Annotated in this window: 18 protein-coding genes and 12 pseudogenes; 14 read left to right on the plus strand and 16 right to left on the minus strand. The window is 51.9% G+C overall.

Annotated elements, in window-relative coordinates; translation table 11 throughout:
• The first annotated feature begins 75 nt into the window (after positions 1 to 75).
• Positions 76 to 999, plus strand: a pseudogene (locus AACL06_RS02440) (IS5 family transposase).
• Positions 1000 to 1256: 257 nt separating this feature from the next.
• A pseudogene (gene gstA / locus AACL06_RS02445) lies at positions 1257 to 1859 on the plus strand (glutathione transferase GstA); the annotation flags it as partial.
• Positions 1860 to 1903: 44 nt separating this feature from the next.
• Here gstA and pdxY read toward each other — a convergent pair.
• The 5 genes and pseudogenes from pdxY to AACL06_RS02470 all read right to left on the minus strand — a co-directional run bounded on the left by pdxY (position 1904) and on the right by AACL06_RS02470 (position 6706).
• Positions 1904 to 2764, minus strand: a pseudogene (pdxY, locus tag AACL06_RS02450) (pyridoxal kinase PdxY).
• 50 nt (positions 2765 to 2814) lie between these two features.
• Complete coding sequence (gene tyrS, locus AACL06_RS02455) at positions 2815 to 4089, minus strand: tyrosine--tRNA ligase (RefSeq protein WP_339037697.1); 1275 nt, start codon at positions 4087 to 4089, stop codon at positions 2815 to 2817.
• Between the two features lie 138 nt (positions 4090 to 4227).
• A complete protein-coding gene (gene pdxH, locus AACL06_RS02460) occupies positions 4228 to 4881 on the minus strand; it encodes a pyridoxamine 5'-phosphate oxidase (protein ID WP_339038244.1) in 654 nt (217 codons plus the stop codon).
• 414 nt (positions 4882 to 5295) lie between these two features.
• Positions 5296 to 6445, minus strand: a pseudogene (locus AACL06_RS02465) (anhydro-N-acetylmuramic acid kinase).
• Between the two features lie 84 nt (positions 6446 to 6529).
• The gene (locus AACL06_RS02470; RefSeq protein ID WP_339037699.1) at positions 6530 to 6706 is read right to left on the minus strand and encodes a hypothetical protein; all 177 of its coding nucleotides are present in this window, start codon (positions 6704 to 6706) and stop codon (positions 6530 to 6532) included.
• A gap of 134 nt (positions 6707 to 6840) precedes the next feature.
• On the opposite strand from AACL06_RS02470, the gene AACL06_RS02475 reads away from it, so the two are divergent.
• Positions 6841 to 7305, plus strand: a complete 465-nt coding sequence (locus AACL06_RS02475; RefSeq protein ID WP_339037701.1) for a glycine zipper 2TM domain-containing protein — start codon at positions 6841 to 6843, stop codon at positions 7303 to 7305.
• A 214-nt stretch (positions 7306 to 7519) separates the two neighbouring features.
• Here the strand turns inward: AACL06_RS02475 and AACL06_RS02480 are convergent.
• Positions 7520 to 8421, minus strand: a pseudogene (locus AACL06_RS02480) (IS5 family transposase).
• The gene (locus AACL06_RS02485; RefSeq protein WP_339036736.1) at positions 8354 to 8515 is read right to left on the minus strand and encodes a hypothetical protein; all 162 of its coding nucleotides are present in this window, start codon (positions 8513 to 8515) and stop codon (positions 8354 to 8356) included. Before AACL06_RS02485 ends, AACL06_RS02480 begins: the two are co-directional and overlap by 68 nt.
• Before the next feature lie 221 nt (positions 8516 to 8736).
• On the opposite strand from AACL06_RS02485, the gene ybeD reads away from it, so the two are divergent.
• The 3 genes from ybeD (at position 8737) to sixA (ending at position 11259) form a co-directional block, all read left to right on the plus strand.
• On the plus strand, positions 8737 to 9003 hold the full coding sequence (gene ybeD / locus AACL06_RS02490) for a DUF493 family protein YbeD (protein WP_339037703.1): 267 nt from the start codon (positions 8737 to 8739) through the stop codon (positions 9001 to 9003).
• 132 nt (positions 9004 to 9135) lie between these two features.
• Positions 9136 to 9804 carry a lipoyl(octanoyl) transferase LipB gene (gene lipB / locus AACL06_RS02495; RefSeq protein WP_339037705.1) on the plus strand — a complete coding sequence of 223 codons (669 nt, stop codon included), beginning with the start codon at positions 9136 to 9138 and terminating at the stop codon, positions 9802 to 9804.
• 978 nt (positions 9805 to 10782) lie between these two features.
• Positions 10783 to 11259, plus strand: coding sequence for a phosphohistidine phosphatase SixA (gene sixA, locus AACL06_RS02500; protein ID WP_339037707.1), 477 nt, complete (start codon positions 10783 to 10785; stop codon positions 11257 to 11259).
• Between the two features lie 48 nt (positions 11260 to 11307).
• Here the strand turns inward: sixA and smrB are convergent, their stop codons facing one another.
• Positions 11308 to 11838 (minus strand): endonuclease SmrB, encoded by a 531-nt coding sequence (gene smrB, locus AACL06_RS02505; protein ID WP_339037709.1) that lies wholly within the window; start codon positions 11836 to 11838, stop codon positions 11308 to 11310.
• 172 nt (positions 11839 to 12010) lie between these two features.
• On the opposite strand from smrB, the gene prmB reads away from it, so the two are divergent.
• The 6 genes and pseudogenes from prmB (at position 12011) to AACL06_RS02535 (ending at position 16578) form a co-directional block, all read left to right on the plus strand.
• Complete coding sequence (gene prmB / locus AACL06_RS02510; protein WP_339038246.1) at positions 12011 to 12943, plus strand: 50S ribosomal protein L3 N(5)-glutamine methyltransferase; 933 nt, start codon at positions 12011 to 12013, stop codon at positions 12941 to 12943.
• Positions 12944 to 12986: 43 nt separating this feature from the next.
• Positions 12987 to 14072, plus strand: coding sequence for a chorismate synthase (gene aroC, locus AACL06_RS02515; RefSeq protein ID WP_339037711.1), 1086 nt, complete (start codon positions 12987 to 12989; stop codon positions 14070 to 14072).
• A gap of 6 nt (positions 14073 to 14078) precedes the next feature.
• Positions 14079 to 14900 (plus strand): penicillin-insensitive murein endopeptidase, encoded by an 822-nt coding sequence (gene mepA, locus AACL06_RS02520; protein WP_339037713.1) that lies wholly within the window; start codon positions 14079 to 14081, stop codon positions 14898 to 14900.
• Between the two features lie 24 nt (positions 14901 to 14924).
• Positions 14925 to 15412 (plus strand): annotated as a pseudogene (locus AACL06_RS02525) (TSUP family transporter); the annotation flags it as partial.
• A 100-nt stretch (positions 15413 to 15512) separates the two neighbouring features.
• On the plus strand, positions 15513 to 16073 hold the full coding sequence (locus tag AACL06_RS02530) for an elongation factor P hydroxylase (RefSeq protein WP_339037715.1): 561 nt from the start codon (positions 15513 to 15515) through the stop codon (positions 16071 to 16073).
• Positions 16074 to 16298: 225 nt separating this feature from the next.
• Positions 16299 to 16578, plus strand: a pseudogene (locus tag AACL06_RS02535) (YfcL family protein).
• A gap of 41 nt (positions 16579 to 16619) precedes the next feature.
• On the opposite strand, the pseudogene mnmC reads toward AACL06_RS02535, so the two are convergent.
• From mnmC to AACL06_RS02555, 4 genes and pseudogenes are all read right to left on the minus strand, one after another.
• Positions 16620 to 18494, minus strand: a pseudogene (gene mnmC, locus AACL06_RS02540) (FAD-dependent 5-carboxymethylaminomethyl-2-thiouridine(34) oxidoreductase MnmC); the annotation flags it as partial.
• Between the two features lie 55 nt (positions 18495 to 18549).
• Positions 18550 to 19461 (minus strand): annotated as a pseudogene (locus AACL06_RS02545) (IS5 family transposase).
• The gene (locus AACL06_RS02550; protein WP_339038495.1) at positions 19421 to 19555 is read right to left on the minus strand and encodes a hypothetical protein; all 135 of its coding nucleotides are present in this window, start codon (positions 19553 to 19555) and stop codon (positions 19421 to 19423) included. Before AACL06_RS02550 ends, AACL06_RS02545 begins: the two are co-directional and overlap by 41 nt.
• Positions 19556 to 19630: 75 nt before the next feature.
• Positions 19631 to 19978: pseudogene (locus AACL06_RS02555) on the minus strand (TetR family transcriptional regulator); the annotation flags it as partial.
• Between the two features lie 200 nt (positions 19979 to 20178).
• Between AACL06_RS02555 and sdeX the strand changes: the two are divergent.
• Positions 20179 to 21357: a multidrug efflux RND transporter periplasmic adaptor subunit SdeX gene (gene sdeX, locus AACL06_RS02560; RefSeq protein ID WP_339037717.1), complete on the plus strand. Its 1179-nt coding sequence runs from the start codon at positions 20179 to 20181 to the stop codon at positions 21355 to 21357.
• A gap of 15 nt (positions 21358 to 21372) precedes the next feature.
• Positions 21373 to 24519 (plus strand): efflux RND transporter permease subunit, encoded by a 3147-nt coding sequence (locus AACL06_RS02565; RefSeq protein ID WP_339037718.1) that lies wholly within the window; start codon positions 21373 to 21375, stop codon positions 24517 to 24519.
• 157 nt (positions 24520 to 24676) lie between these two features.
• Here AACL06_RS02565 and AACL06_RS02570 read toward each other — a convergent pair.
• From AACL06_RS02570 to tnpB, 4 genes and pseudogenes are all read right to left on the minus strand, one after another.
• A pseudogene (locus AACL06_RS02570) lies at positions 24677 to 25248 on the minus strand (IS66 family transposase); the annotation flags it as partial.
• Positions 25249 to 25338: pseudogene (locus tag AACL06_RS10510) on the minus strand (hypothetical protein); the annotation flags it as partial.
• On the minus strand, positions 25307 to 25558 hold the full coding sequence (locus AACL06_RS02575) for a transposase (RefSeq protein ID WP_339036520.1): 252 nt from the start codon (positions 25556 to 25558) through the stop codon (positions 25307 to 25309). The gene AACL06_RS02575 and the pseudogene AACL06_RS10510, both read right to left, overlap by 32 nt.
• Before the next feature lie 180 nt (positions 25559 to 25738).
• Positions 25739 to 25984, minus strand: coding sequence for an IS66 family insertion sequence element accessory protein TnpB (gene tnpB / locus AACL06_RS02580; protein ID WP_339038247.1), 246 nt, complete (start codon positions 25982 to 25984; stop codon positions 25739 to 25741).
• Between the last annotated feature and the right edge of the window lie 67 nt (positions 25985 to 26051).

Consider the following 26051-nt stretch of genomic DNA (forward strand, 5'->3'; position numbering starts at 1 on the left):
CGTTGTTGAATAAATCGAACATTTGGCCGGCACGCGGATCAGATCACTCTCCTTCTATCAAAATAGCGACATTCCGTGGCCCAGCAAAAGTTCAACATCACCAACTGGAAGGCTTACAACAACGCCCTTATCACTCGGGGTTCACTCACCTTCTCGGTGGATGAAACGGCACTTCACGCCTGGTACTGCGAGGCAAAACCTTCTCTGCGTGGTCGCCCACCACATTATTCCGATATGGCAATCACCAGCGTATTGATGCTGAAACGTATTTTCGGCCTGACACTTCGCGCCCTCCAGGGCTTCGTCGACTCCATTGTCACACTGATCAAAGTGCCGTTGAACTACCCGGACGACACCTGCATCAGTAAGCGGGCGAAGTCCGGCCATGTCCCGTTTAAAACCCCAACGCCGGGTGAAATTGCGCACCTCGTTATCGACTCTAGCGGGCTTAACGTGTTGGGTGAAGGCGAGTGGATGGCAAAAAAATACGGTCAGGAAAAACGGCGGATCTGGCGAAAACTGCATTTGGCCGTAGATACAGAAACACATGAGGTCATCTGTGCTGACCTTTCTTTGAGCAATGTCACCGATATGGAAGCCTTCCCAGGTCTCATCCGTCAGAGGTACCGTAAAATCAAAGTCGCCTCGGCGGATCGGGCTTAGGATACGCGAGTGTGTGATGATGAGTTAAGGCGCAAGAGGCTCAGGGCGTTAATACCGCCCAGCAGCGGAGCCCGTTATTGGTTGGCAGACTATGCAGAGCGAAATCAAGCGGTGGCGAACCAGCACGTTACCAGAGACAACACACGGTGGAAAAGTATCACAGGCTACCACCGACGTTCGATAGCGGCAACAGCGAGGTACAGAGTAAAACAGCTATTTGGTGGTCACCTGTCGCTGCGATATTATGATGGGCAAGTTGCAGAGGCGCTGGCCATGATCTGTTCACTAAACAAGATGACGCTCGCCGGTATGCCAGAAAGTGTACGCCTTGCCTGAAGGCTGCCCATTCATGGGACTCTTTATTCCAGATCCGATTTATTCAACAAAGCCGCAAAAGCATGCGGATGTGGGAAAACCATGATCTGGATGACAATAAGGATAAATCATGAACAAAACCGTGAATGTACCAAGCTATTTCCAACCAACCTACAAAGAAGTAACCGTCAAAGTACCCACCGGGAACACCAAACGATTTCTTGGACTCATTAAAAGGTTTACCCTATCTGTCACCGATCACTACCGAGGAGCTAGCGATGAAACTGTTCTATAAAGCGGCTGCCTGTTATCTGTCTGCGCATATCGTCTTGCGTGAGGCTGGCCTGGATTTTACGGCGGAAAAAGTTGATTTGGTGCAGAAGAAAACCGAGAGCAGCGCAGATTATCTGATCATCAACCCTAAAGGACAGGTGCCAGCAGTGCTGCTTGATGATGGCAGCCTGCTGACCGAGGGCGTGGCCATCGTACAATATTTGGCTGACTGCGTGCCGGATCGCGATCTGATGCCAGCAGCAGGCACCCTGTCGCGCTACCATGCGATTGAATAGCTGAATTACATTGCTACCGAGCTGCACACGGGATTCAGTCCACTGTTCAATCCTAAAACGCTAGATGAGTACAAGGCCATCGCCCGAGCCAAGCTTGAGCAACAGTTCAGCTATTTGGACTCGGTGCGGGCTAAACAGCACCAACTGCTAGGAAGCCGTTTCAGCTTGGCAGATACCTATCTGTTTACCGTGCTGCGCTGGGCGATGACCTTGCAGTTTAATACCAAACACTATGCCCATCTGATTGCTTGGTTTGATCGCATCGCCGCGCGGCCAGCAGTCATTGCGGCATTAAACGCCGAAGGGATGAAGTTAGCTGTGTCCGGTAAACATCACGGACCCGGTTCATGGGCTGTTTACAATTTCACCGCTTTAAATTCACAGCGCGGTTGTACGATCATATCCTGTGCGGCAACAACCTGCAGTTCATATTCCCCCATTTGCTGAGTTGTCAGTATCACCTCATACACTGAGGCAGCGGTGTGCTCTAATGCCTTGTCCAGCGTCTTTCCTTTTAACAAATTCACCAATAGCAGGCCGCTGGTCAGATCGCCCACGCCAACTGGCTGCCGCGTACCGAAGTCTACCAGCGGTCGGCTGATGTGCCAGGCTTCATCCGCCGTCACTAGCAGCATTTCGAAAAAATGATGACGATAACCGGCGCGGCTTAGATGCTTGACTAACACTCGCTTAGGCCCTTGGGCGATCAAAGCATGAGCAGCGCTTACCGCCTGGCCCACATTGCAGATCTTCCGCTGGCTCAACAGTTCCAGCGCCAGTAGATTTGGCGCGCTGATGTCGCTGCACGGCAGCGACTGCTCACAGTGGAACTTAGCCACACCCGGTGCCACGATACAGCCCTTTTCAGGGTGCCCCATGACCGGATCGCAGAAATACTAGGCGTTCGGATTAGCTAGCTTGACCTGACGCACAATCGCTAAAATATGGCTACCTTGTTCCGCCGAGCCCATATAGCCACTCAGTACCGCATCACAGTGCTTTAGTTGAACAATATCAGCGATCCCCTGAACGATTTCGCTGAGGTAGTTAGCTGACATCACGCAACCAGCCCATTTGCCGTACTGGGTATAATTGGAAAATTGCACGGTGTTTAGCGGCCAGACGTTAACACCCATGCGACGCATGGGAAAAACCGTTGCGCTGTTACCGGCATTACCAAACACCACATGTGACTGGATAGAAAGAATGTTTTTCATCTCACCGTGCCTTGCTTAAAATTAAGGGGCCGCCAACCCTCATGTTCTAATTATTTCCAGTCCACCAAGCAATAATGCTTTTTACCGCGACGCAGCAACGTGTAACGGCCAAACAGACGGTCTGCATCGCTGAAGGTGTATTCTGCATTGGATTGCTTCTCGCCGTTGATGCTCACCGCATTAGAAACGATCATGGTGCGCGCCTGGCCGCGCGACGGCACCAATTCAGCATTTACCAGCGCCTGTTGCAGATCAGCATCCCCTGAAAGCTTGATAGTTGGCATTCCGTCCTGCGCCAACTGGGCAAAGTCCGCCTCGGTCATGTCGTGTAACGCACCGGAAAATAGGCTTTGAGTGATACGCTTAGCAGCAGCTAAACCTTCGGCACCGTGCACCGTGCCAGTCGCTTCCTCCGCCAGCACGTACTGGGCGCGCGGGGCCTGATCGCTGTTCTTGTCTTCTTCTTCTAACGCATTGATGTCTGCCAGGTTCAGGAAGGTTAAAAACTTCAGGAAACGGTAAACATCGGCATCTGCCGTGTTGATCCAAAATTGGTAGAATTTGTAGGGGCTGGTTTTCTCCGCCGATAGCCAGACTGCGCCACCTTCGGTCTTGCCAAACTTGGTGCCGTCCGTTTTGGTGATCAGCGGCACAGTCAGGCCGAACACGGGTTTCTGATGCATCCGGCGGGTCAGATCGATTCCAGAGGTGATGTTGCCCCATTGATCAGAACCGCCGATCTGTAACTCTACTTGATGGCGGTGATACAACTCGCTGAAATCAAAACCCTGCATCAGGTTGTAGGAGAATTCAGCGAAGGAGATACCAGAGTCATCACGATCCAGACGCTGCTTGACCGCTTCCTTGTTAATCATCTGGTTCACAGAGAAATGTTTGCCGATATCGCGCAGGAAAGTCAGCACGTTCATGCCGCCGAACCAATCATAATTGTTGGCGGCGATGGCGCTGTTGCTGCCGCAGTCAAAATCAAGGAACGGAGAAACCTGCTGGCGGATTTTTTCCCCCCACTGGTTCACCGTCTCGCTGGTGTTTAGCTTACGTTCAGTTGCCTTAAAGCTGGGATCACCGATCAGGCCGGTGGCCCCCCCCACCAATGCGACCGGTTTATGACCAGCCAATTGGAAACGCTTCAGGCACAGAAGGGGAACCAGATGACCCAAATGCAAGCTGTCCGCAGTCGGATCGAAACCGCAATACAGTACAATTGGCCCTTGCGCCAGTCGCTCTATTAATGCATCCTCATCCGTTATCTGGGCAACGAGGCCCCGCTCTTGCAGTTGTTTAATCAAGTCGCTACTTGCCATCAATGACTCCATGTATAAACGAATGCACCTTTACCGGTACAAGCTCCTTCGCCCTGCGGCGAAAACAAAAATCAGGGTAGCGCATAGGATAAAGCGCTGCCGATGCCAGTGCCAGCACTCAACAGGGATTTTCTTTCTTCAGGGCGCTAGGCGATCAATTTTCCAGTCATTTTCGCTCCGCTGATACAGGAAACGGTCATGCAGACGGTGGGCACCGCCCTGCCAGAATTCGACTGAATCGACTTTTACACGAAATCCTCCCCAAAAACTCGGCAATGGTACCTCACCTTGTTGGAATTTATGCTTAAGTTCGAGGAATTTGCTTTCCAGCACGCCGCGTGTGGAGATGCGCGATGACTGTTGGGAAACCCAAGCACCAATCTGGCTGTCTTTTGGTCGGCTGTGAAAGTACTTCAGCACATCCAGCGTTTTCAGGCGTTCCACTTTGCCGAGGAAGATCACCTGGCGTTCAAGCATGTGCCACGGGAACAGCAGGCTGATATGCGGATTTTGCGCCAGTTGCTGCGCTTTGCGGCTACCTAGGTTGGTATAAAACACTAAACCTTTATCATCAAAATGTTTCAACAACACGATGCGCTGATAAGGTTGTCCATTTTCGTCTACGGTAGCAACGCACATGGCGGTAGGATCGGCCAGACGTGCATAGCAGGCTTGCTTCAACCAGCGTTCGAACAGGTCAAGCGGATTGACACTCAGATCGTTGCGACTCAGGCCGCCACTGGTGTATTCACGACGCAGGTTCGCAATATCAAACCCATTGTTTCCATTCATAAGCTTTACCAACCAGCCAAAAAATATGGTTACATGCTGAAGCGCTCTAACACCACCATAAGCCACTCAGCTAGCCTGTACACAGTCGCTTATCATTACCCTGCCATTACGCTCGACATGGGTGTTCCCCCTTACGATTAGAAAGTGTACTTGCCATCGTTATACTTAACGCCAGCCCCTCTTTCAGGTGCAATAACTAACCACCCAGTAAAAAGCTGACCTCGCTCGCTTTAGCGTCCAATGCTGCCGGCAGCGGCGTGGTACTGCACTGATAATATAACGTTTGATTATTTTATGGCATAAAAAACGGCAAGATGACAGCACTAACGCGCCGGTGACTAATATGACCTTTTGCATGTTATTGCTTCTTAGAAAAATCAATCCAGGCATGTCTATGCCTAACGGAGCTAACAGTCAGTTAAAGGCAAAACCGGATAAATTCCACACAGTAGAGTAGCGTTTCAGCGTTTCACGGCTGGCACCCGTTACCGACGGCAGGTTGCCGGATAGGCCGGCTAGCGTGCGGAACGCTAGCCAGGCAAACGCCAGCGCTTCCATACTCATCACCGCTGATGCCGAAATTGTCGGTCAAACTGACCTCGGTACCCGACAGCATCGCCGACAGCCGGGCCGTCAGCAATAGATTGCGCACCCCGCCACCGCATACTAGCAGACGCTCACATCCCCCGGCCAATTGCACTTGCTCGCAGAGGGTGATAGCCGTCAACTCAACCAGTGTGGCCAGTACGTCAAGCGGGCTAATCGCCGGTGATCCCGCCAGTTGTTGTTCCAACCAGGCGATATTGAAATATTCGCGACCCGTGCTTTTTGGCGCAGGCCGCGCAAAATAGGGGGCAGCCAGCATCTGCTGTAGCAACGGCAAATAAACGCGCCCCTGTATCGCCCACACCGCTTCCTTGTCATAAAGTTGTGAAAAGTGTCGCCAAACCCAGGCATCCATCAGCATATTGCCCGGATCGGTACCGAAACCACGCACCGGTATGCCGGGCAACAGTAAGGAGAGATTGGCAATACCGCCGATGTTCAACACTACGCGGCGCTCTGTCGGATGCGCCAACATCGCCTGATAAAACGCTTGCACCAGCGGTGCACCCTGGCCACCGTAAGCCATGTTAAGCCATGTCGCGCCTGCTGAAATCGCCAACGGTGGTGATATTGGGCACCGCAGCGATACGGTTGTTATCGCACAATTGCATCGAAAACCGCGTATTCCCTTCAGGTTCATGCCACACCGTCTGGCCGTGGCAGCCGATGGCCGTAATGTGTTGCGCCGGGATACCGGTTTGCTTTAGCAGGCCGAGCACCGCTTCACCAAATAGCGTTCCCAACTGAGCGTCCAACTGACCAACGGCGGCAAACGTGGTCTGCTATCCCTGGCACATGGCCAAAATATCTTGCTTCAATTGGATCGGCATTGGCCTGCTGTGCTACCCTGAGCCAGTCCAATACCAATAGCTACCAATCCAATACCAATACCATATTGATTCCGTCCAAGCTGGTGCCAGACATAACACCTAATGTAATGATAATGGCCTGACTTCATAGAAAAATCCTATAGCCCAGCATGGGGAAGGAAACAGTTGACTCGACAAATAAACCAGAATTAAAAGATTAACGCCATGAATTATTATGCCTTTTTTATCACTATGCGCCTGATATTGGTTTGCCAAGCTGGGTCAGCTTTGATTACCCATGGGCGTTGTTGAATAAATCGAACTTTTGCTTGGCCACGGAATGTCGCTATTTTGACAGAAGGAAAGTGATCTGATCCTCGTGGCGGCCAAAAGTTCGATTTATTCAACAACGCCGCTGTATGCAACAATGGAAAGTGAGGAATGGTGATATACGTTGCTTTAAACCATACTTTGTCTATCATTTTAACTGAATCTGGCTTGGAGATATTCCCCAGATTATGAGCTATTAAATGAGGAGTTTTATATGATCAAACGTCTTATCGTCGTTGCTATCGCCACTGTGACTCTGGCGGGCTGTGCCAATGATTCCATGTCCGGCGACGTTTACAGCGCCTCACAGGCCAAGCAGGTGCAAACTGTACGATACGGTACGCTGGTTTCTGTGCGTCCTGTCAAGATCCAAAACCAAGGCGGCTCCAACATGATTGGCACCCTTGGTGGAGCCGTACTGGGTGGTTTCCTCGGTAACACCATCGGCGGCGGTTCTGGTCGCAACCTCGCGACCGCAGCAAGCGTAGTCGCTGGTGGCGTAGCAGGTGATCAGGTTGGTGGAGCGGCAGGTCGTACTGATGGCCTTGAGCTGGAAATTAAAACCGATCAGAAAGACGACGTGGTGGTAGTCCAGAAGCCTGGCACGACTAAATTCACACCAGGGCAGCGCGTGCGTATGGCTCAGAGGGGAGATACGATCACCGTCTCGCCATTGTAAGCTGGCCACAAACGGAAAAACCGCGGGTTCAAACTGCTGACAAAGTGCTTTCAAATTCGGTGGCTGTTATTGAATCGCCTCACCCAAGTATTATAAATCAATAGGTTAAATATTATCAAAAAAAACCAGATAAACATCATCTGAGGTTTGTCATCAATCCGGCTTTGTTGAATAAATCGGATTTGGAATAAAGAGTCCCGTGAATTGGCAGCTTTCAGGCAAGGCGTACACTTTCAGCATACCGGCGAGCGGCATCTTGTTTAATGCACAGATCATGGCCAGCGCCTCTGCAACTTGCCCATCATAATCTCGCCGCGACAGGTGACCACCAAATAGCTGTTTTACTCTATACCTCGCTGTTGCCGCTATCGAACGTCGGTGGTAGCCTGTGATACTTTTCCACCGTGTGTTGTCTCTGGTAAGGCGCTGGTTCGCTACCGCTTGATTTCGCTCTGCATAGTCTGCCGACCAATAACGGGCTACGCTGCTGGGCGGTATTAACGCCCTGAGCCTCTTGCGCCTTAACTCATCATCACACACTCGCGTATCCTAAGCCCGATCCGCCGAGGCGACTTTGATTTTACGGTACCTCTGACGGATGAGACCTGGGAAGGCTTCCATATCGGTGACATTGCTCAAAGAAAGGTCAGCACAGATGACCTCATGTGTTTCTGTATCTACGGCCAAATGCAGTTTTCGCCAGATCCGCCGTTTTTCCTGACCGTATTTTTTTGCCATCCACTCGCCTTCACCCAACACGTTAAGCCCGCTAGAGTCGATAACGAGGTGCGCAATTTCACCCGGCGTTGGGGTTTTAAACGGGACATGGCCGGACTTTGCCCGCTTACTGATGCAGGTGTCGTCCGGGCAGTTCAACGGCACTTTGATCAGTGTGACAATGGAGTCGACAAAGCCCTGTAGGGCGCGAAGTGTCAGGCCGAAAATCCGTTTCAGCATCAATACGCTGGTGATTGCCATATCGGAATAATGTGGTGGGCGACCACGCAGAGAAGGTTTTGCCTCGCAGTACCAGGCGTGAAGTGCCGTTTCATCCACCGAGAAAGTGAGTAAACCCCGAGTGATAAGGGCGTTGTTGTAAGCCTTCCAGTTGGTGATGTTGAACTTTTGCTGGGCCACGGAATGTCGCTATGTTGACAGAAGGAGAGTGATCTGATCCGCGTGCCGGCCAAATGTTCGATTTATTCAACAACGCCACTAAAACCTGCTAAGTGACAACATTTTTGGTGATCCTCGCTGACAATTCCGATAACCGTTGAAACGAGTGAAATCGCCCCGATATACTTAATAATACGCACTCTTGCTCAAGCGGGCGCTACAATTTGTAGAGTTCTCAGCAGCAATGAAAAATGAGTGAAAACAGCTTGAATGACGCAAGCAATACCCTATAGCAGCACACTGGAGCGCAAACATATGCAAAAAACTAAATTGAACGAACTGCTTGAATTCCCCTGCCTGTTTACCTACAAAGTGATGGGGCTGGCACAACCGGAGTTGGTTGACCAAGTAGTTGAAGTGGTGCAGCGCCACGCCCCTGGGGATTATAAACCACAGGTAAAACCAAGCAGCAAAGGCAACTATCACTCTGTTTCTATCACCATCAACGCTACCCATATCGACCAAGTAGAAACATTGTACGAAGAGCTGGGCAACCTTGAAATTGTCCGCATGGTGCTGTAAATCTGACGTAAAGCCTGATTTATCAACCTGGAGCAGCCGATGGTGTGCCTAGGTTGCACATTTTGAACATCTAAATGCTGGTCGCAGGTCAGGGTGCCCGATATAATAGCTTTCTCCTTACGTAACCTGGCAATGACTCTTTTGCAACCAGACAAGCTCATTTTGCGTCAGTTGGGGCTGCAGCCCTATGAGCAGGTATCCCAAGCCATGCACACCTTTACTGACAGCCGCACCACAACCATGCCCGATGAACTTTGGCTGGTGCAGCACCAGCCCGTGTTTACCCAAGGCCAGGCCGGTAAGGCGGAACATCTGTTGATGCCAGGCGATATTCCAGTGATTCAAAGCGATCGCGGGGGTCAAGTGACCTACCACGGCCCAGGGCAGCAAGTCATGTACGTGATGGTCGATCTGAAACGCAGCAATGTTGGCGTGCGTCAATTGGTCACAGTCATAGAAGATACTGTGATCAATACCCTCGCCCATTTCCGCATCGTATCCTGCGCCCACCCGGATGCACCCGGTGTGTATGTCGGGGCGCAGAAAATCTGTTCATTGGGGCTGCGTATCCGTAAAGGCAGTTCATTCCACGGTCTGGCTCTGAATATAGCGATGGATCTTAGCCCCTTCCAACGAATCAACCCCTGCGGTTACGCTGGCATGCAGATGATACAAGTCAGTGCGCTGGCACCCCACGTTGGCATTGAAGACGTACGCCCAATCCTGGTACAGGAATTTGTTCATTTACTCGGCTACCAAACGGTCGAACTTCGTAACTGGAATGTCCACGAATACCTATAAAAAATATTTATTTTCATAAAGTTAAGCGCTATTTTTGCCTTTTCAATCATATCAAAAACCAATAGTTGTGATCTAACAAAATCAAATAGTTTCATGATGGTTTTTTTAACCAAATCAGACAGCTTGGTATCATGATGATCGAGGTAAAGGATGGACGACAATTGCAATTTCACACGGTGATGAAGGGAAGCTACATTGACTCTGCACCTGCAAAATCAGGGGCCGGGACTGTAAACCCGCCGGAGCTCACCGCGACATAATGACACGCCGCTAGTGTGTTTTTTTATGGCGCAATTCAGCTGCATCTCAATGATGGGCTGGATGGGGGAGCTGCAAGGCTCGCCGGGGGGTGAGTCCGGTTTTGCAGCCAAGTATTTACTCATCAGCAGGATGCCGAGAAAATGTTGGCCGTATTAAGCGAAATTGCCTGCACGGAGCAGGCCAATCCTTACGAACATTAACAGTCGCATTAAACCGATTGAGGGCAGCGTGTAACTGGCAGACGATTTTATCTTCGCCTGCCAGGCAGGAACATTGATTTTCCAGCTTGGCCTAGGTTAAGCTCTGTTTTAGACATTGGCGAGGGTCTCACCGAGGTGTTTCTTGCACGCAATGTTGATCTCTTGCGATCTGCCAAATATAATCATTTAAATAAGTAAGCGCTGCTAATGATGCCCGGGCAGGCTTATGCTGTGAACATTATCACTTCTTAACAATCTTACATACTGTACAAAGATGAGGGATAATCACCCCACATTAAATAAATTTTATCAGGGGCCGGTTGAAATTTAACCCATCGAATTGATTGTTATGCGAGCAACTCTGTCCGCGCACGGGCGCGGTTGCGGTTAATGTAAAAAAACAGCATCTTCTTTACCTTAAATTTCAGGCATAATGCCCGGTCGCGATAGAGACAGCGCGTTATAGCATGTAAGACGCTTGTGTATAGCGTTATTTTGTCAACAACAGCGGTGCAATATGCAAGTTTTTATTATGCGTCACGGAGAGGCGGTACTGGATGCGGCCAGCGATGCGGTAAGGCCACTTACCCTTTGTGGGCGCGATGAGTCTCGCCTGATGGCAGCCTGGCTAAATACTAAGTCTGTAGATATTGAACGGGTGCTGGTCAGCCCCTATCTGCGGGTCAAACAGACACTGGCAATGGTGCGAGAGGCCATGAGTCTGCCGGAGGAAGAAGTACTTCCTGAGCTGGCGCCGAACGGCAACACTGAATACGTCGGCAGCTATTTGCAGACGCTAGCGATGCAGGGGGTGAAATGTGTGCTGATCGTCTCCCATTTACCGTTGGTTGGGTATCTGGTGGCCAAGCTGTGTACGGGGGAAAGCCCACCGATGTTCGTCACTGCCTCCATCGCCAATGCCGAACTAGCGGGTAATGGCCACGGCAAATTTAAATGGCAGATGAGTCCATCGCAGGTAATAGCCAAAGTCTGAATGACCGAAGGGCGATGTCAAACATCGCCCTTCGTCGTTTCTTTCCCCTTATTCCGCCAGTTCGACCAGCAGCAGAATAGCTGCATTGCCGCCCCATTCCTTAGGTGCCTGGTAGAACGCCAGCACACCGGGGTGCTGCACCAACCACCGCGGTGTTTGCTGTTTGAGAATGTGTTTGCCATGGCCATGCATCACACAGGCACAATGTACATTCTCACGTTTGCAAGCGGCGATCATCGCCCCCAACTCCTGCTTCGCCTGCCTCTGAGTTAGGCCGTGCAGATCGAGAAACAGATCCGGTGAATAGTCGCCCCGGCGCAGCTTTCTCAGTTCGAACGGGTTGCAGCCGGGGCGGACATAGTGCGGTGGGCCCTCCTCTTCCAGTAACGGCTGATATTCATCTGAGAAGTAATAGCTAGCGTTAACCTGCTCTTGCAGCAGCCGCGACGGCGCGATCTGTTTAAACTTTGGCTTGGGCTGAGAGTGGGCGACAGCATCCTGTGGCAGTTTTTTCACGTCTGCAACCGACTCTCTGAAGAGTTGCTGTTCATCTTTGCTCAAAGGGAACTGATTCTTCATTCTCATTATTCATCGGAAATTATTTATCCTTTTATTTTACCTCGTGAATGAATGCTATCGAAGCAAAACCCAGACTAGAGTGAAAAGCACAAGGGGTTAGAGTGATTTGTCATGGGCTTCATGGCAAACTATGCAACTAAATCATGCATTGAAGTGCCTGCCGGAGGGAAAATTGGACGAAATTTTCGTCGATGAAGCCGTGAACGAGCTGCACACCATTCAGGATATGCTGCGCTGGGCAGTGAGCCGTTTCAACGCCGCCAATATCTACTATGGTCACGGAACCGATAATCCATGGGATGAAGCGGTGAAATTGGTGCTGACAAGCCTGTTCCTGCCGCTGGATATTCCAGATGATATGCACACTGCCCATTTGACTTCCAGCGAACGCCATAGAATCGTGGAACGCGTGATCCGCCGCGTCAATGAGCGCATCCCGATCGCTTACCTCACTAATAAAGCCTGGTTCTGTGGCATGGAGTTCTATGTGGATGAGCGTGTGCTGGTGCCGCGTTCACCGATTGGCGAACTGATCAACGATCGTTTCAATGCCCTGCTCCCACATGTGCCACAGCGTATTCTTGACATGTGTACTGGCAGTGGCTGCATTGCCATCGCCTGCGGGAATGCTTTCCCGGAAGCAGAAGTGGACGCCGTGGACATCTCCAACGAGGTTCTGGCAGTTACCGAGCGCAATATTCAGGCTCATGGTGTCGAATATCAGGTGATCCCTATCCGTTCCGATCTGTTTCGCGATCTTCCCGCGATCCAGTATGATCTGATCGTTACCAACCCACCGTATGTCGATGCGCAAGATATGTCCGATCTGCCGCAAGAGTTCCGCTTTGAGCCAAAACTGGGTCTAGCGGCGGGCGACGATGGCCTGAAGTTAGTGCGCCGCATCTTGGCCTGTGCGCCGGATTATCTGAGCGACGATGGTGTGCTGATTTGTGAAGTAGGCAACAGCATGGTACACCTGATAGAACAGTATCCAGATATTCCGTTTACCTGGCTGGCGTTCAAAAACGGCGGCGATAGCGTATTCATGTTGACTAAACAACAACTGATTGATTGCAAGGCGCACTTCAGCATCTACCGAAGCTAAGCAGCATGCCTGTAAAGATAATGACTAACGGTAAGGAGCCGTGATGGCAGGAAACACTATTGGGCAGATCTTCCGCGTCACCACCTTTGGTGAATCTCACGGGGTAGCGTTGGGTTGTATCGTCGATGGCGTGCCGCCCGGTATCCCGCTCACTGAGGCCGATTTACAACACGATCTGGATCGTCGGCGTCCGGGGACTTCTCGGTATACTACCCAGCGCCGTGAACCGGATCAGGTACGCATCCTCTCCGGTCTCTTTGAGGGAGTGACCACCGGCACTAGCATTGGGCTAATGATCGAGAATACTGACCAACGCTCCCAAGATTACAGTGCCATCAAGGACGTATTCCGTCCGGGGCATGCCGACTACACCTACGAACAGAAATATGGCCTACGCGACTATCGCGGTGGTGGCCGTTCTTCGGCACGTGAAACTGCAATGCGCGTGGCGGCTGGGGCGATCGCAAAGAAACACCTGTGGCAAGCATTCGGCGTGCGGGTGCGCGGCTATCTGGCGCAGATCGGCGATGTGACCTGTGAATTGCAAGACTGGGAACAAGTCGAACGGAATCCGTTTTTCTGCCCTGCCCCGGAAAAGCTGGGGCAGCTTGATGAACTGATGCGCATTTTAAAGAAAGAAGGCGACTCAATCGGCGCTAAAATCAGCGTGATCGCTGAAAATGTACCAGCTGGCTTGGGCGAGCCGGTATTTGACCGCCTAGATGCTGACCTAGCGCACGCTCTGATGAGCATCAATGCGGTAAAAGGCGTAGAAATCGGTGATGGTTTTGCCGTGGTGACCAAACGCGGCAGCGAAAACCGCGACGAAATCACCCCGGAGGGCTTCCAGAGCAATCACGCGGGCGGCATCCTCGGAGGCATCAGCAGCGGCCAGCCAGTGATCGCTTATCTGGCATTGAAACCAACTTCTAGCATTACGGTGCCGGGTCGCACTATTAATCGCCAGGGTGAGGCAGTGGAGATGGTCACCCGTGGTCGTCATGACCCCTGTGTGGGTATTCGTGCAGTGCCGATCGCCGAAGCGATGATGGCGATTGTGTTGATGGATCACCTGCTGCGCCAACGCGCGCAGAACGGTGATGTGGTTTCCGAGATCCCACGCTGGTAATAGACCATGAAAAACTGGATGTTAGCTCTCGCAACCCTGATGGCATCAGGTTCTGCCATGGCCTTGACGCCGTGGCAGAAGATCGAGCACCCGGTGGCTGGCGCGCCGCAGGCGGTGGGCAGCTTTGCCAATGGCTGCATTATCGGTGCCCAGCCACTGCCGCTAAACTCAACGGATTATCAAGTGATGCGCATCGACCAGCACCGCTATTTCGGTCACCCAGATCTGCTGGCATTTATTCAGCGCTTCAGCCGAAAAGCTCACCAGAAAGCGTTGGGTATGGTGTTGATCGGCGATATGGCGATGCCAGCCGGCGGGCGTTTCAACAGCGGTCATGCCAGCCATCAGTCGGGGCTGGATGTTGATATATGGCTACAACTGCCACCTCAGCGCTGGAGTGAGCAACAGTTGTTGCAACCGCAACCGTTGGATCTGGCTTCCAGCAATGGCAAACAGGTGGTGGCAGGCAAGTGGCAACCGCAAATTGGCTCCTTGATCAAATTGGCAGCACAGGACGCCACAGTAACGCGCATCTTCGTCAACCCGGCGATCAAACAGCGTCTGTGCCTGGACGCTGGCGCTGACCGCGCCTGGTTGCATAAGTTGCGGCCATGGTTCGGTCACCGTGCGCACATGCATGTACGCTTGCGTTGCCCAGCCAACAGCATGGAGTGCGAAGATCAGGATATGCCACCTCCGGGCGATGGCTGCGGTAGCGAACTGGCCAGCTGGTTTTTTCTGCATAAGCCGAGCGCCAAGCAGGGCTTGCTACCGCCGTTACCACCTAGCTGTCAAGCATTGCTGAGTAATCATTTCGCAGCGGAGTAATAAATAAATGGACTGCCCTTGATAGGCTCGAGCATCGGGGCGATTCTGGTGCAGTATATGCGCGCCGATCTGTTGCGGCAGATGCTTCCGTTGCTGGTGATCGGCATCAGTCTGTATTTTTAATGCCACGGTTAGGTGAAGAAGACCGTCAGCGTCGTCTGGGGGCTTTGCCGTTTGGGCTGGTGGCTGGGGGGAGGGTGTCGGTTTTTACGACGGTTTCCTTGGCCCCGGTGCTGGCTCCTTTTATGCTTTAGCCCATGTGATACTGTGCGGTTTTAACCTTGCCAAATCCACCGCACATACCAAGGTGCTGAACTTCACTTACAACGTTGGTGGGCTAGCACTGTTTATCATCGGCGGCAAAGTAGTAATGGAGCATTGGCTTGGTGATGCTGGTAGGCCAGGTGCTGGGGGCACGTTTGGGGGCGCACATGGTGATGACCCGTGGGCAAACACTGATCCGGCCGATGATCGTCATTGTCTCGCTGGTGATGAGTGGTAAGCTGCCATAAGACAACCACGGCGCAGAAATCCAGTAGTGGCTAACGCAGCACCTATAGCAGGTAACAAGAGTGGGATTACCACTTTTTAGTGTTATAGAGTTTTTTATTTATGTTAGACACACAGGTGAACCACCAATATGCGCAGTTAATCGCAATCTTCAAGTGCTTCAGCGAGGAATACAACATTCGGCTGGTCAAGGGCAACGATGAGCCTATTTATCTACCTGCCGATAGCCAATGGTCATATCACCGCATCGTATTCGCCCACGGCTTCTACGCCAGCTGCTTACATGAGATCTCGCACTGGTGTTGGTGTATCGCCGGCGAGGAACGCCGTAAATTGTTGGATTTCGGCTATTGGTACTGCCCGGATGGGCGTGACGCGCAAACGCAGAGCGAGTTTGAAGCGGTAGAGATCAAGCGACAAGCACTGGAGTGGATGTTCTGCGTGGCGGCAGGCTTCCCATTTAACGTCAGTTGCGACAACCTAAACGGTGATTGCGAGCCTGATCGCATCGCGTTCCAACGCAAGGTGCGTGAAAGGGTGTTACGATTGCTGGAGCAGAAAATACCTACAAGAGCCGCGCGCTTTATTAAGGCATTGCAAGCGTTTTACAATACGCCACCGTTGGTGGCAGAGCATTTTCCCTATCCAGAAAATCTCAACTGACTCTATGTTTAATTGAAAATATATCCCTAATAGCTTTCAAGCTGTCGCTAGGCGGCAGGCAAACTAATCCCCAGGTGCCTATTCAGGTCAGTGACTGGGGTGACAAATATGCCGGGGACTGATTTGAACGCTGCTCACAGCAGCCCCGAACAGGGATCAGCCGAGCCACTGAACACAGACAACCACGCTACGGTTTGAAAGATAAAGGGTATTAGACGAAAGGTGATGATCGTAGAATTCGAAGCGCGTATTTTGGCGCTGATTGATGACCAGGTAGAGTATGCCAGCGATGATGAATTGTTTGCCGCTGGCTACCTGCGGGGTCATCTGACGCTAGCGGTGGCCGAGGTAGAAGATCAGGGTGAGCACAGCCGAAGCGCTGAAAACACGGGTTGAGAGCAGCCTTAATAAGGCAATTACTGCCGGTGAGCTATCGCCGCCGGATCAGATGCTTGTACGCAGCATATGGGAAAATCTGTACCAGGCCGCATTGCCTCCCACCTGAGGAGGTATCAGGGAACTGATTAGCGCGCCCCAAACACCTTGCTACACAGCACGTCTTTTCAGCAGTTTTCTTATCCACATCCGATTAGGATGCAGCGCTGTCAGCATCTGCGCATCACTCGGCAACGGTTCGCCAAACAGTTGCGCTGCCAAAATTTCCGCCGCTAGCGGTGCCGAACACAGCCCACGCGATCCTAGCCCACCGAGCACAAACAGATTCCGATACACCGGCGCATTGGCGATGATGGCACCGCGCTGACGTTGCTGTTGCAAATTCTGATACTGCGCCAGCGTAGCCTGATAATCCGGCATGATACCGATCATCGGCAGATGATCGCGGGTGGCGCTGCGTATGCTACAGCGCGCTTGCCCACCGCTGACGTCTACCTATTGCGGCCAGACCTGCTCTGGCAGGCAGCGCAGCAAGCGTGTGCGGTTTTCCTGCTGCTCGTCTTCACGGTATGCGGTAGTGGTCACCGCGCTGGTAGCTGGCACCGATGCAATGCTCATGATAAGTAACGTTGACCGGGGTCAGATAGCTGTCATAGCACAGCACCTATTTTAACTGGCTAAGCGTCGCTGACGTGGGGATATGCGAAACCTGGCTGCGCACCGCATACAGCGGTAACGCCTCGCCCGGGTGCCATCGCGGTGAGTTGGTGACTATTGGCCAGGATCACCGTGGCATGCCGCTGTTTTTCGCCGTTGGCGAAGCCTATGCGCCAGCCTATTTCTTCACGAAACCGGGCATGAGTGCGATGCTGAAAGTGGCAAATCAGCCCTTGCCGCTGCGCCAGTTGTAGCGCGTTGCGGTTCAACTCAGCTGGGCACAGCCAGCCGCCAAGAGGATAGGTAATGCCGCCAAAGCTGCTATCGATACCGCACAAATCACTTAGTGCAGCGCTATCGACCGCCATCGCCAGGGCCGCTGGCCGCTCAAATGCCAGTATTATGTTGGCTATCTTGGCATCATAGGCCAGTTGGCTGACACCGCACCACTGATGATCTAAGCTAACGCCTTTATGCAGCAAGGCTGCGTATTGACGTCGGGCGAAGGTGAAGGCAGCACTGAAGAAGTTCTCCAGTGCATTGTTGCGTCCATTCAACAGCGGGTAAAGTTCCCCTTGACGATTGCCGGAAGCCCCTTCAGCTGGGCTGTGCATCCGCGCAGTACAGTGTGACCTTGGCATTGCGCCGCAGCAAGGCCAGCGCGCTAGCGATGCCGCCACCGATAATACCGATGATATCGCCATTATCCGATGCTGCCCGATGGAACCAAGGCACTGTAGGCTGGGCGTTGTGGGTATCGGCTGGCAGCTCACCGGCCAGCATTTCGCGTTTCTGACCGAAGCCTTTGCAACGGCTTACCAGAAAACCGGCCTGCTGCAACCCACGGCGCACAAAACCAGCAGTGGTAAAAGTAGCGAAGCTGCCTTCAGGGCGGGCAAAGCGAGCCATGGCGCTGAATAGTTGCTCAGTCCACATATCGGGATTTTTGGACGGCGCAAAACCGTCGAGGAACTAGGCATCGACCTGGTTGTCAATACTGGCATCGACATGCACTAGAAGCGTGTTGATGTCGCCGAACCAGAGATCGAGCGTAATACGTCAGGCGGCCAACAGCAGACGGTGGCAACCTCGCAGGGGCCATTGGGCGCGTAGCTCTTCGGCATAAGGGGTGAGTTGCGGCCAGCACCTGTACGCTGCTGCCAGATCAGCCTGCCGCAATGGGAATTTTTCAAAGCTGATAAAGTGCAGGCGCTGAAGCCGGGCATCCGGAAACGCCTTACGAAAATCGGCGAAAGCCAGACACAAGGCTAAAAAGTTAAGCCCTGTGCCAAAGCCGGTTTCCGCCACGATAAACAACGGGCGCGGGTGATTGGCAAAGCGCTGCGGTAGCAGATTGCCGTTAAGAAACCGCTTTGTTGAATAAATCGGATTTGGAATAAGGAGTCCCGTGAATGGGCATCTTTCAGGCAAGGCGTACACTTTCTGGCATACCGGCTAGCGTCATCTTGTTTAATACACAGATCATGGCCAGCGCCTCTGCAACTTACCCATCATAATCTCGCAGCAACAGGTGACTACCAAATAGCTGTTTTACTCTGTACCTCGCTGTTGCCGCTATCGAACGTCGGTGGTAGCCTGTGATACTTTTCCACCGTGTGTTGTCTCCGGTAAGGCGCTGGTTCGCCACCGCTTGATTTCGCTCTGCATAGTCTGCCGACCAATCACTGGCTCCGCTGCTGGGCGGTCTTAACGCCTTAAGCTTCTTACGCCTTAACTCATCATCACACACTCGCGTATCCTAAGCCCGATCCGCCGAGGCGACTTTGATTTTACGGTACCTCTGGCGGATGAGACCTGGGAAGGCTTCGGTATCGGTGACATTGCTCAAGGAAAGGTCAGCACAGATGACCTCATGTGTTTCTGTATCTACGGCCAAATGCAATTTTCGCCAGATCCGCCGTTTTTCCTGACCGTATTTTTTTACTTTCCACTCCCCTTCACCCAACACGTTGAGCCCGCTAGAGTCGATAACGAGGTGCGCAATTTCACCCGGCGTTGCGGTTTTAAACGGGACATGGCCGGACTTTGCCCGCTTACTGATGCAGGTGTCGTCCGGGCAGTTCAACGGCACTTTGATCAGTGTGACAATGGAGTCGCCGAAGCCCTGGAGGGCGCGAAGTGTCAGGCAGAAAATCCGTTTCAGCATCAATACGCTGGTGATTGCCATATCGGAATAATGTGGTGTGCGACCACGCAGACAAGGTTTTACCTCGCAGTACCAGGCGTGAAGTGCCGTTTCATCCACCGAGAAAGTGAGTGAACCCGGAGTGCCACTAGTGATAATGGCGTTGTTGTGAGCCTTCCAGTTGGTGATGTTGAACTTTTGCTGGGCTACGGAATGTCGCTATTTTGACAGAAGGAGAGTGATCTGATCCGCGTGCCGGCCAAATGTTCGATTTATTCAACAACGCCCGTCGCACGGCGCGTATGCAGGCACTGGCGGTGATAAACGCAATTATCCTCCATGTACTGATAGCCAGACAAGAAAGATTCAGCACTTTGCGTAAATCCAGCAGGGACGTCATTTCGCCGACAAATCCGCATTTGTAGAATATAATCCCCATTAATGCTCTTCGGTGACCATTTTCAGCCATGGATGTCAAGATGAAAATCAGAGTTTGTCGGATAACATGCAGTGGAATATCTGGATACTTTGCCTGATACTCTGTCTCAAGATCGTCTATTTTCGGCCTGATAGATCTCCAAACTTAATTAAACAGATCTATCTTATGTTTTAAATGCCAGTAAATTGCGCCATACGTAACTCCGGCAGGAGCGGCAATATCTGTAAGTGACGTTGCAAAAACGCCACGTTCAGAGAATTCTCTCATCGCAACGTCAAGGATATGCTGCCGGGTTGCCTGTGCTTAATATTTAGTATTTCTTGCTATCACGTTGTTATTTATGGTGATTATTTTTACATACATTTTCCAACGTATGTATTATGCCGCCCACATATCATTAATATTGCAATGGGTTTTAAGGTTTGTGATCCATTGATCATTTTGAAATCGGACACTTGAGGTTTTTTATGAACAAAAACAGAGGGTCAATGCCTCTGGCGGCAGTTCTGATGCTTTCAGGCAGCTTAGCGCTCACAGCATGTAATGATACGGAAACCCAACAGCAAGGTTTCCAACACCCAGTTCCCGAAGTAGGTGTCGTGACATTAAAAGCCGCACCTCTCAATATCACTAGCGATCTTACTGGCCGCACCGCTGCGTATCGTGTCGCTGAAGTTCGTCCTCAGGTCAGCGGCATCGTCCTGAAACGCAACTTTGTTGAAGGCAGCGATATCAAAGCGGGAACGTCCTTATATCAAATCGATCCCGCCACCTATCAAGCTGCTTACGATCGCGCCAAGGGCGATCTGGCTAAGGCACAATCCAGTGCTTCTATCGCCAGCGTGACGGTAAACCGCTATAAAACATTGTTGGGTACCCGCTACATCAGCAAGCAGGATTATGATACCGCTGTATCACACCTACAGCAGGCAGAAGCGGTAGTAGTCGCCGCGAAAGCCGCTGTAGAAACCGCGCGCATTAACTTGGCATACACCAAGGTGACCTCGCCGATCTCCGGTCGCATCGGCAAATCTGCCGTGACTGAAGGGGCGTTAGTAAGCAATGGTCAGACTGCTGCGCTTGCTACCGTGCAGCAGTTAGATCAGATGTACGTTGACGTTACTCAGTCGAGCAACGATTTTCTTCGTCTGAAACAGGAAATGGTCAGCGGCACTTTGAAGCAGAAAAACGGTAAGGCTAAAGTGAAACTGCTACTGGAAAACGGCACTGAATACGCACAGGAAGGCACGCTGGAATTCTCTGATATCACCGTTGATGAAACCACAGGTTCTATCACTCTTCGTGCCCTGTTTCCTAACCCAAACCAGATACTGATGCCAGGCATGTTCGTACGCGCCCGTTTGGACGAAGGCGTGCGTAGCAATACGCTGCTAGTACCGCAGCAGGGTGTGACGCGCAATCCGCGGGGTGATGCCACAGCGCTGGTGGTCGGTATGGACGATAAGGTCGAACTGCGTATGCTGAAAGCGGATAAAGCGATTGGCGACAAGTGGCTGGTTACCGATGGCCTGAAAGCGGGTGATCACGTGATCGTCAGTGGCCTGATGAAAGTGCGCCCTGGCGCGCAGGTAAAAGTGCAGGAAGAAGTTGACACCCAGCCGCAATCTGAAGCGCAGAAGTCATAAAAAAGGATCGGATACATGGCCAAGTTCTTTATAGATCGCCCGATTTTCGCTTGGGTAATCGCTATCATTATTATGTTGGCAGGGGTGCTTGCAATAATTAAACTGCCGATCGCGCAGTATCCCACTATTGCACCACCGGCGGTGAATATTTCCGCCAATTACCCAGGTGCAGACGCCAAAACGGTACAGGACACCCTAACACAGATTATCGAACAGAACATGAACGGTATCGATAACCTGATGTACATGTCCTCCACCAGTGATTCCTCTGGTAGCGTCACCGTTACGTTGACGTTCGATTCCGGTACCGATCCTGACATCGCACAGGTGCAGGTTCAGAACAAGCTGTCATTAGCCACGCCGCTATTACCGCAAAAAGTGCAGCAACGTGGGTTGAAAGTGGAAAAATCCAGCAGTAGCTTCCTGATGGTGGCCGGTTTCGTTTCCGACGATCCAAACATGACTCAGAACGATATTGCGGACTATGTGGCCTCCAACATTAAAGACTCGCTCAGCCGTTCATCTGGTGTGGGTGAAGTACAACTGTTCGGTGCTCAATACGCGATGCGTATCTGGCTGGATCCGAACAAGCTGAACAACTTCCAACTGACCACCTCGGACGTGACCTCGGCCATTACTGAGCAGAACAACCAGATCGCTGCTGGGCAACTGGGCGGCATGCCAACTGTGCCGGGTCAACAGCTTAACGCTTCGATCATTGCGCAAACCCGTCTGACTTCGCCGGAAGAGTTCGGCAAGATCTTGCTCAAGGTGAATATCGACGGTTCTCAAGTACGTCTAACAGACGTGGCGTATATCGAGCGTGGTGCCGAAGGCTATACAGTGACTGCACGCTATAACGGCATGCCGGCCGCAGGTTTGGGGATTAAACTGGCCACCGGTGCCAACGCCTTGAACACTGCAAAAGGTGTAAAAGACACATTGGCTAAAATGAAGACGTTCTTCCCGCAAGGGATGAAGGTGGTTTATCCGTACGACACCAGTCCGTTTATTAAGATCTCCATCAACGAAGTGGTGAAAACGCTGTTTGAAGCGATCGCACTGGTATTCTTGGTGATGTATCTGTTCCTACAAAACTTCCGCGCCGCGTTGATACCGACTATCGCAGTGCCGGTAGTTCTGCTGGGAACCTTTGCTATCCTCTTGGTATTTGGCTTTTCGATCAACACGTTAACGATGTTCGGTATGGTGATGGCGATCGGCCTGCTAGTGGATGATGCCATTGTGGTGGTGGAAAACGTCGAGCGCGTCATGTCTCAAGAGGGACTGCCGCCGAAAGAAGCCACGCGCAAATCAATGGGCCAGATCCAGGGCGCGCTGGTGGGTATCACTTTGGTGCTGTCGGCAGTCTTCGTACCGATGGCGTTCTTCGGCGGTTCAACGGGTGCCATCTACTGTCAGTTTTCAATCACCATCGTGGCCGCAATGGGATTGTCGGTGCTGGTCGCGCTGATCCTGACACCAGCGCTATGCGCTACCTTACTAAAGCCGATCCCCAAAGGCGATCATGGGGTTAAAACCGTTTTCTTCGGTTGGTTTAACAACATGTTCGAAAAGAGCACTAACCACTATAGCGACAGCGTAGGCCGCATTCTGCGCAATACTGGCCGCTATATGGCGATCTACCTGCTGATCGTAGTGGTCATGGGCCTACTGTTTCTGCGCTTGCCTTCTTCATTCCTGCCGGATGAAGATCAGGGCCTTCTGTTGACCATGGTGCAATTGCCTGCCGGTGCCACCGATGCACGTACCACCAAGGTATTGGAAAAAGTCACCGACTACTTCATGACCGAGGAAAAGGACAACGTGGAATCGGTATTTACCGTAGCAGGCTTCGGCTTCAACGGTAACGGCCAAAACACCGGTCTGTCATTTATCAGCCTGAAAAACTGGGATAAACGTCCAGGGACACATAATAGAGTCGAGGCGATTGCCAAACGCGCCAACGGCGCATTCTCTAAGATTAAAGAAGGTTTAGTGTTCCCGTTCAACCTGCCGGCGATTGTCGAACTTGGCACCGCAACCGGTTTTGATTTTGAGTTGATCGATCAGGGGGGCTTAGGCCACGAAAAACTGACCGCAGCGCGTAACCAACTACTGGGTATGGCCGCTAAATATCCCAATATACTAGTGGGCATGCGCCCTAACGGCCTGGAGGATACACCTCAGTTTAAATTGATCATCGATCAGGAGAAAGCCAAGGCGTTAGGCGTAAGCATCACCACGATTAACTACACAATGGCTACGGCCTTGGGCGGTTCGTACATTAACGACTTTATCGACCGTGGTCGTGTGAAGAAGGTGTACGTACAGGCTGAAGCGCCGTTCCGTATGTTGCCGGAAGACATTAATAAGTGGTTTGTTCGCGGCTCCAGCGGCCAGATGGTTCCGTTCTCTGCCTTCTCTACGGCGAAATGGGAACACGGCTCACCACGTTTGGAGCGTTATAATGGATTGCCATCAATCGAAATTCTAGGGCAGGCAGCACCGGGCAAGAGTACCGGTGAAGCGATGCACCTAATTGAAAATTTGGCAGCCAAACTACCAAACGGCATCGGCTACGACTGGACTGGCATGTCCTATCAGGAGCGTCTGTCCGGCAACCAGGCACCTGTGCTGTACGCCATCTCGATTCTGGTGGTGTTTCTGTGTCTGGCGGCGTTATATGAAAGCTGGTCGGTTCCTTTCTCGGTCATGTTGGTGCTGCCATTGGGGATTATCGGTGCGCTGCTGGCGGCCACTCTGCGCGGCATGAATAACGACGTCTACTTACAAGTGGGGCTGTTGACCACTATCGGCCTATCAGCGAAAAACGCCATCCTGATCGTTGAGTTCGCCAAAGATATGATGGAGAAAGAAGGTAAAGGTCTGATCGAGGCAACGTTGGAAGCTGTGCGTATGCGTTTGCGTCCGATCCTGATGACGTCCATGGCTTTCATCCTTGGGGTACTACCGTTGGTTATTAGCAGTGGTGCTGGCTCCTGTGCTCAGAATGCGGTAGGTACTGGCGTAATGGGTGGGATGATTACCGCCACCGTGTTGGCGATCTTCTTCGTACCGGTGTTCTTCGTAGTGATTCGTCGGCGCTTTAGCAAGAAAGCTGAAGATCAACCACACAACCCGCCAGTTGAGCATCACTGATCATTTAGTGAACCTTTAACACAAGAAGATAAAGGGTAACCGAACGGCAAAACTCGCGTTGTGTGATTAAAATCATGTAATAAGCTGGCGGATATTAACTGAAGCTGTTTTCGACTTAGGATAATAGCTCCTGGAGGCTATTGTGGGGTCAGTGGGAGCGGGTCAGCACATCACGCAACCAGATATACGGGGTGTGGCCGTTGAGTTTGACGGTTTCCAACAGATTCAGGATAGCTGCCATCCGTTTTCTGGCAAGCAAAGACCCGGCAAAGGGTCCGTTCTTCCGGCCTACGGCTACCGGACGGTGGCAGTTTTCCATGCGATTGTTATCTATGGGTTCGCGGCCATCGTCAAGATAATGCAGTAATGCTGACCAGCGTTTCATGGTATAGTCCAGCGCTTTGCATAACCCGGAGTTGGGGGCCGTCTGCGCTTGTTGCAACAACAGCCATTGATGAAATGCATCCAGCTAGGGTTTGGCATAGTGCTGCCGCAATTGACGTTTTTTATCCGCTGACCGATGTTTGATTTTGCGCTCAAGCCTGAACAACTCATGGATAGTATCTAGAGCTAGCTTCGCCACCAGGCTTGGGTTGGCAGTGAACAGCTCAAAGAACGTGCGCCGGGCGTGCGCACGACCCCCGGTTTCAACCACCTGGCCGCTTAGAACAATGCCTGGTAACTGGCATCACCGTCCACTACCAGGGTGGCGCGCCAGCCCTGAAGCACATCGCGGGCATACTGACTACTGCGCCCCGGTTGGCAATTATAAAGCACTATCGCCCACTCAGCACCTCGTGCGGCGATATAGGGCCACAGATAACCGCGTGGGGTTTTGCCCTTGCCCTGGTCGAAGATATTTTGGTGCTTTTGGCTCAGATAACAGCGTGACTAGTTGCTGCTTAATATCGGCGGCATCGGCCTCGATATCTTCATCGAACAGCCCGCGCTGTTCCCCCTGGAAGGCTTCGCTTTTACGCCATAAGCGCCACTGACGGGCATTTTTCATTGCCTCTTCCAGTTGCTGGATATAATACAACCTGTAAGTGTCTGGCTTTGCTGCGTCTGCGGCTCTTAGTCTACGAATAATATCAACACCAGAGCGCACAGTTCATCGGGGTTTTGTGAGGCCAGCACTACATCGATATTCGTGCCCTTTTTTTTATCAGTACAATAGCATATTATCATTATAAATAAATGTATTAATTAAGATTTTATGTTATTTATAGTTGGTTAAATCCAGGCCATCCACCCGCTGCCCGTCGATGCCTTTCATCAACCCGTAGGCCTGCTCGGTTGACAGCATCCATGCGACATCACCTTGCCTTGGCCAGATAAATTCGCCCTGATGAAGACAGCGAAGACACCACCAGCCCCCGTGTTTGTCCCAGCGCAGGGCTTTGATGCGTGAGCGTGCCTTCTTGCAAAAGACAAAAGCGGCTTCCCCTTGCCAGAGTTGGTGCAGGGGGTCGGTAACGTATTACGTCAGGGTCCCGATACCCTGGCGCATATCGACCGGCTCCCGCGCCAGC

The organism is Serratia symbiotica (Periphyllus acericola) (assembly GCF_964019515.1).
GTDB classification, from domain to species: Bacteria; Pseudomonadota; Gammaproteobacteria; order Enterobacterales; family Enterobacteriaceae; genus Serratia; species Serratia symbiotica_D.

What these genes read in the sequence shown, in the direction of transcription:
- tyrS (WP_339037697.1), bottom strand. Translation starts at nt 4,089, where the DNA reads ATGGCAAGTAGCGACTTGATTAAACAACTGCAAGAGCGGGGCCTCGTT.
- pdxH (WP_339038244.1), bottom strand. Translation starts at nt 4,881, where the DNA reads ATGAATGGAAACAATGGGTTTGATATTGCGAACCTGCGTCGTGAATAC.
- AACL06_RS02475 (WP_339037701.1), top strand. Translation starts at nt 6,841, where the DNA reads ATGATCAAACGTCTTATCGTCGTTGCTATCGCCACTGTGACTCTGGCG.
- ybeD (WP_339037703.1), top strand. Translation starts at nt 8,737, where the DNA reads ATGCAAAAAACTAAATTGAACGAACTGCTTGAATTCCCCTGCCTGTTT.
- lipB (WP_339037705.1), top strand. Translation starts at nt 9,136, where the DNA reads ATGACTCTTTTGCAACCAGACAAGCTCATTTTGCGTCAGTTGGGGCTG.
- sixA (WP_339037707.1), top strand. Translation starts at nt 10,783, where the DNA reads ATGCAAGTTTTTATTATGCGTCACGGAGAGGCGGTACTGGATGCGGCC.
- smrB (WP_339037709.1), bottom strand. Translation starts at nt 11,838, where the DNA reads ATGAAGAATCAGTTCCCTTTGAGCAAAGATGAACAGCAACTCTTCAGA.
- aroC (WP_339037711.1), top strand. Translation starts at nt 12,987, where the DNA reads ATGGCAGGAAACACTATTGGGCAGATCTTCCGCGTCACCACCTTTGGT.
- mepA (WP_339037713.1), top strand. Translation starts at nt 14,079, where the DNA reads ATGAAAAACTGGATGTTAGCTCTCGCAACCCTGATGGCATCAGGTTCT.
- AACL06_RS02530 (WP_339037715.1), top strand. Translation starts at nt 15,513, where the DNA reads ATGTTAGACACACAGGTGAACCACCAATATGCGCAGTTAATCGCAATC.
- sdeX (WP_339037717.1), top strand. Translation starts at nt 20,179, where the DNA reads ATGAACAAAAACAGAGGGTCAATGCCTCTGGCGGCAGTTCTGATGCTT.
- AACL06_RS02565 (WP_339037718.1), top strand. Translation starts at nt 21,373, where the DNA reads ATGGCCAAGTTCTTTATAGATCGCCCGATTTTCGCTTGGGTAATCGCT.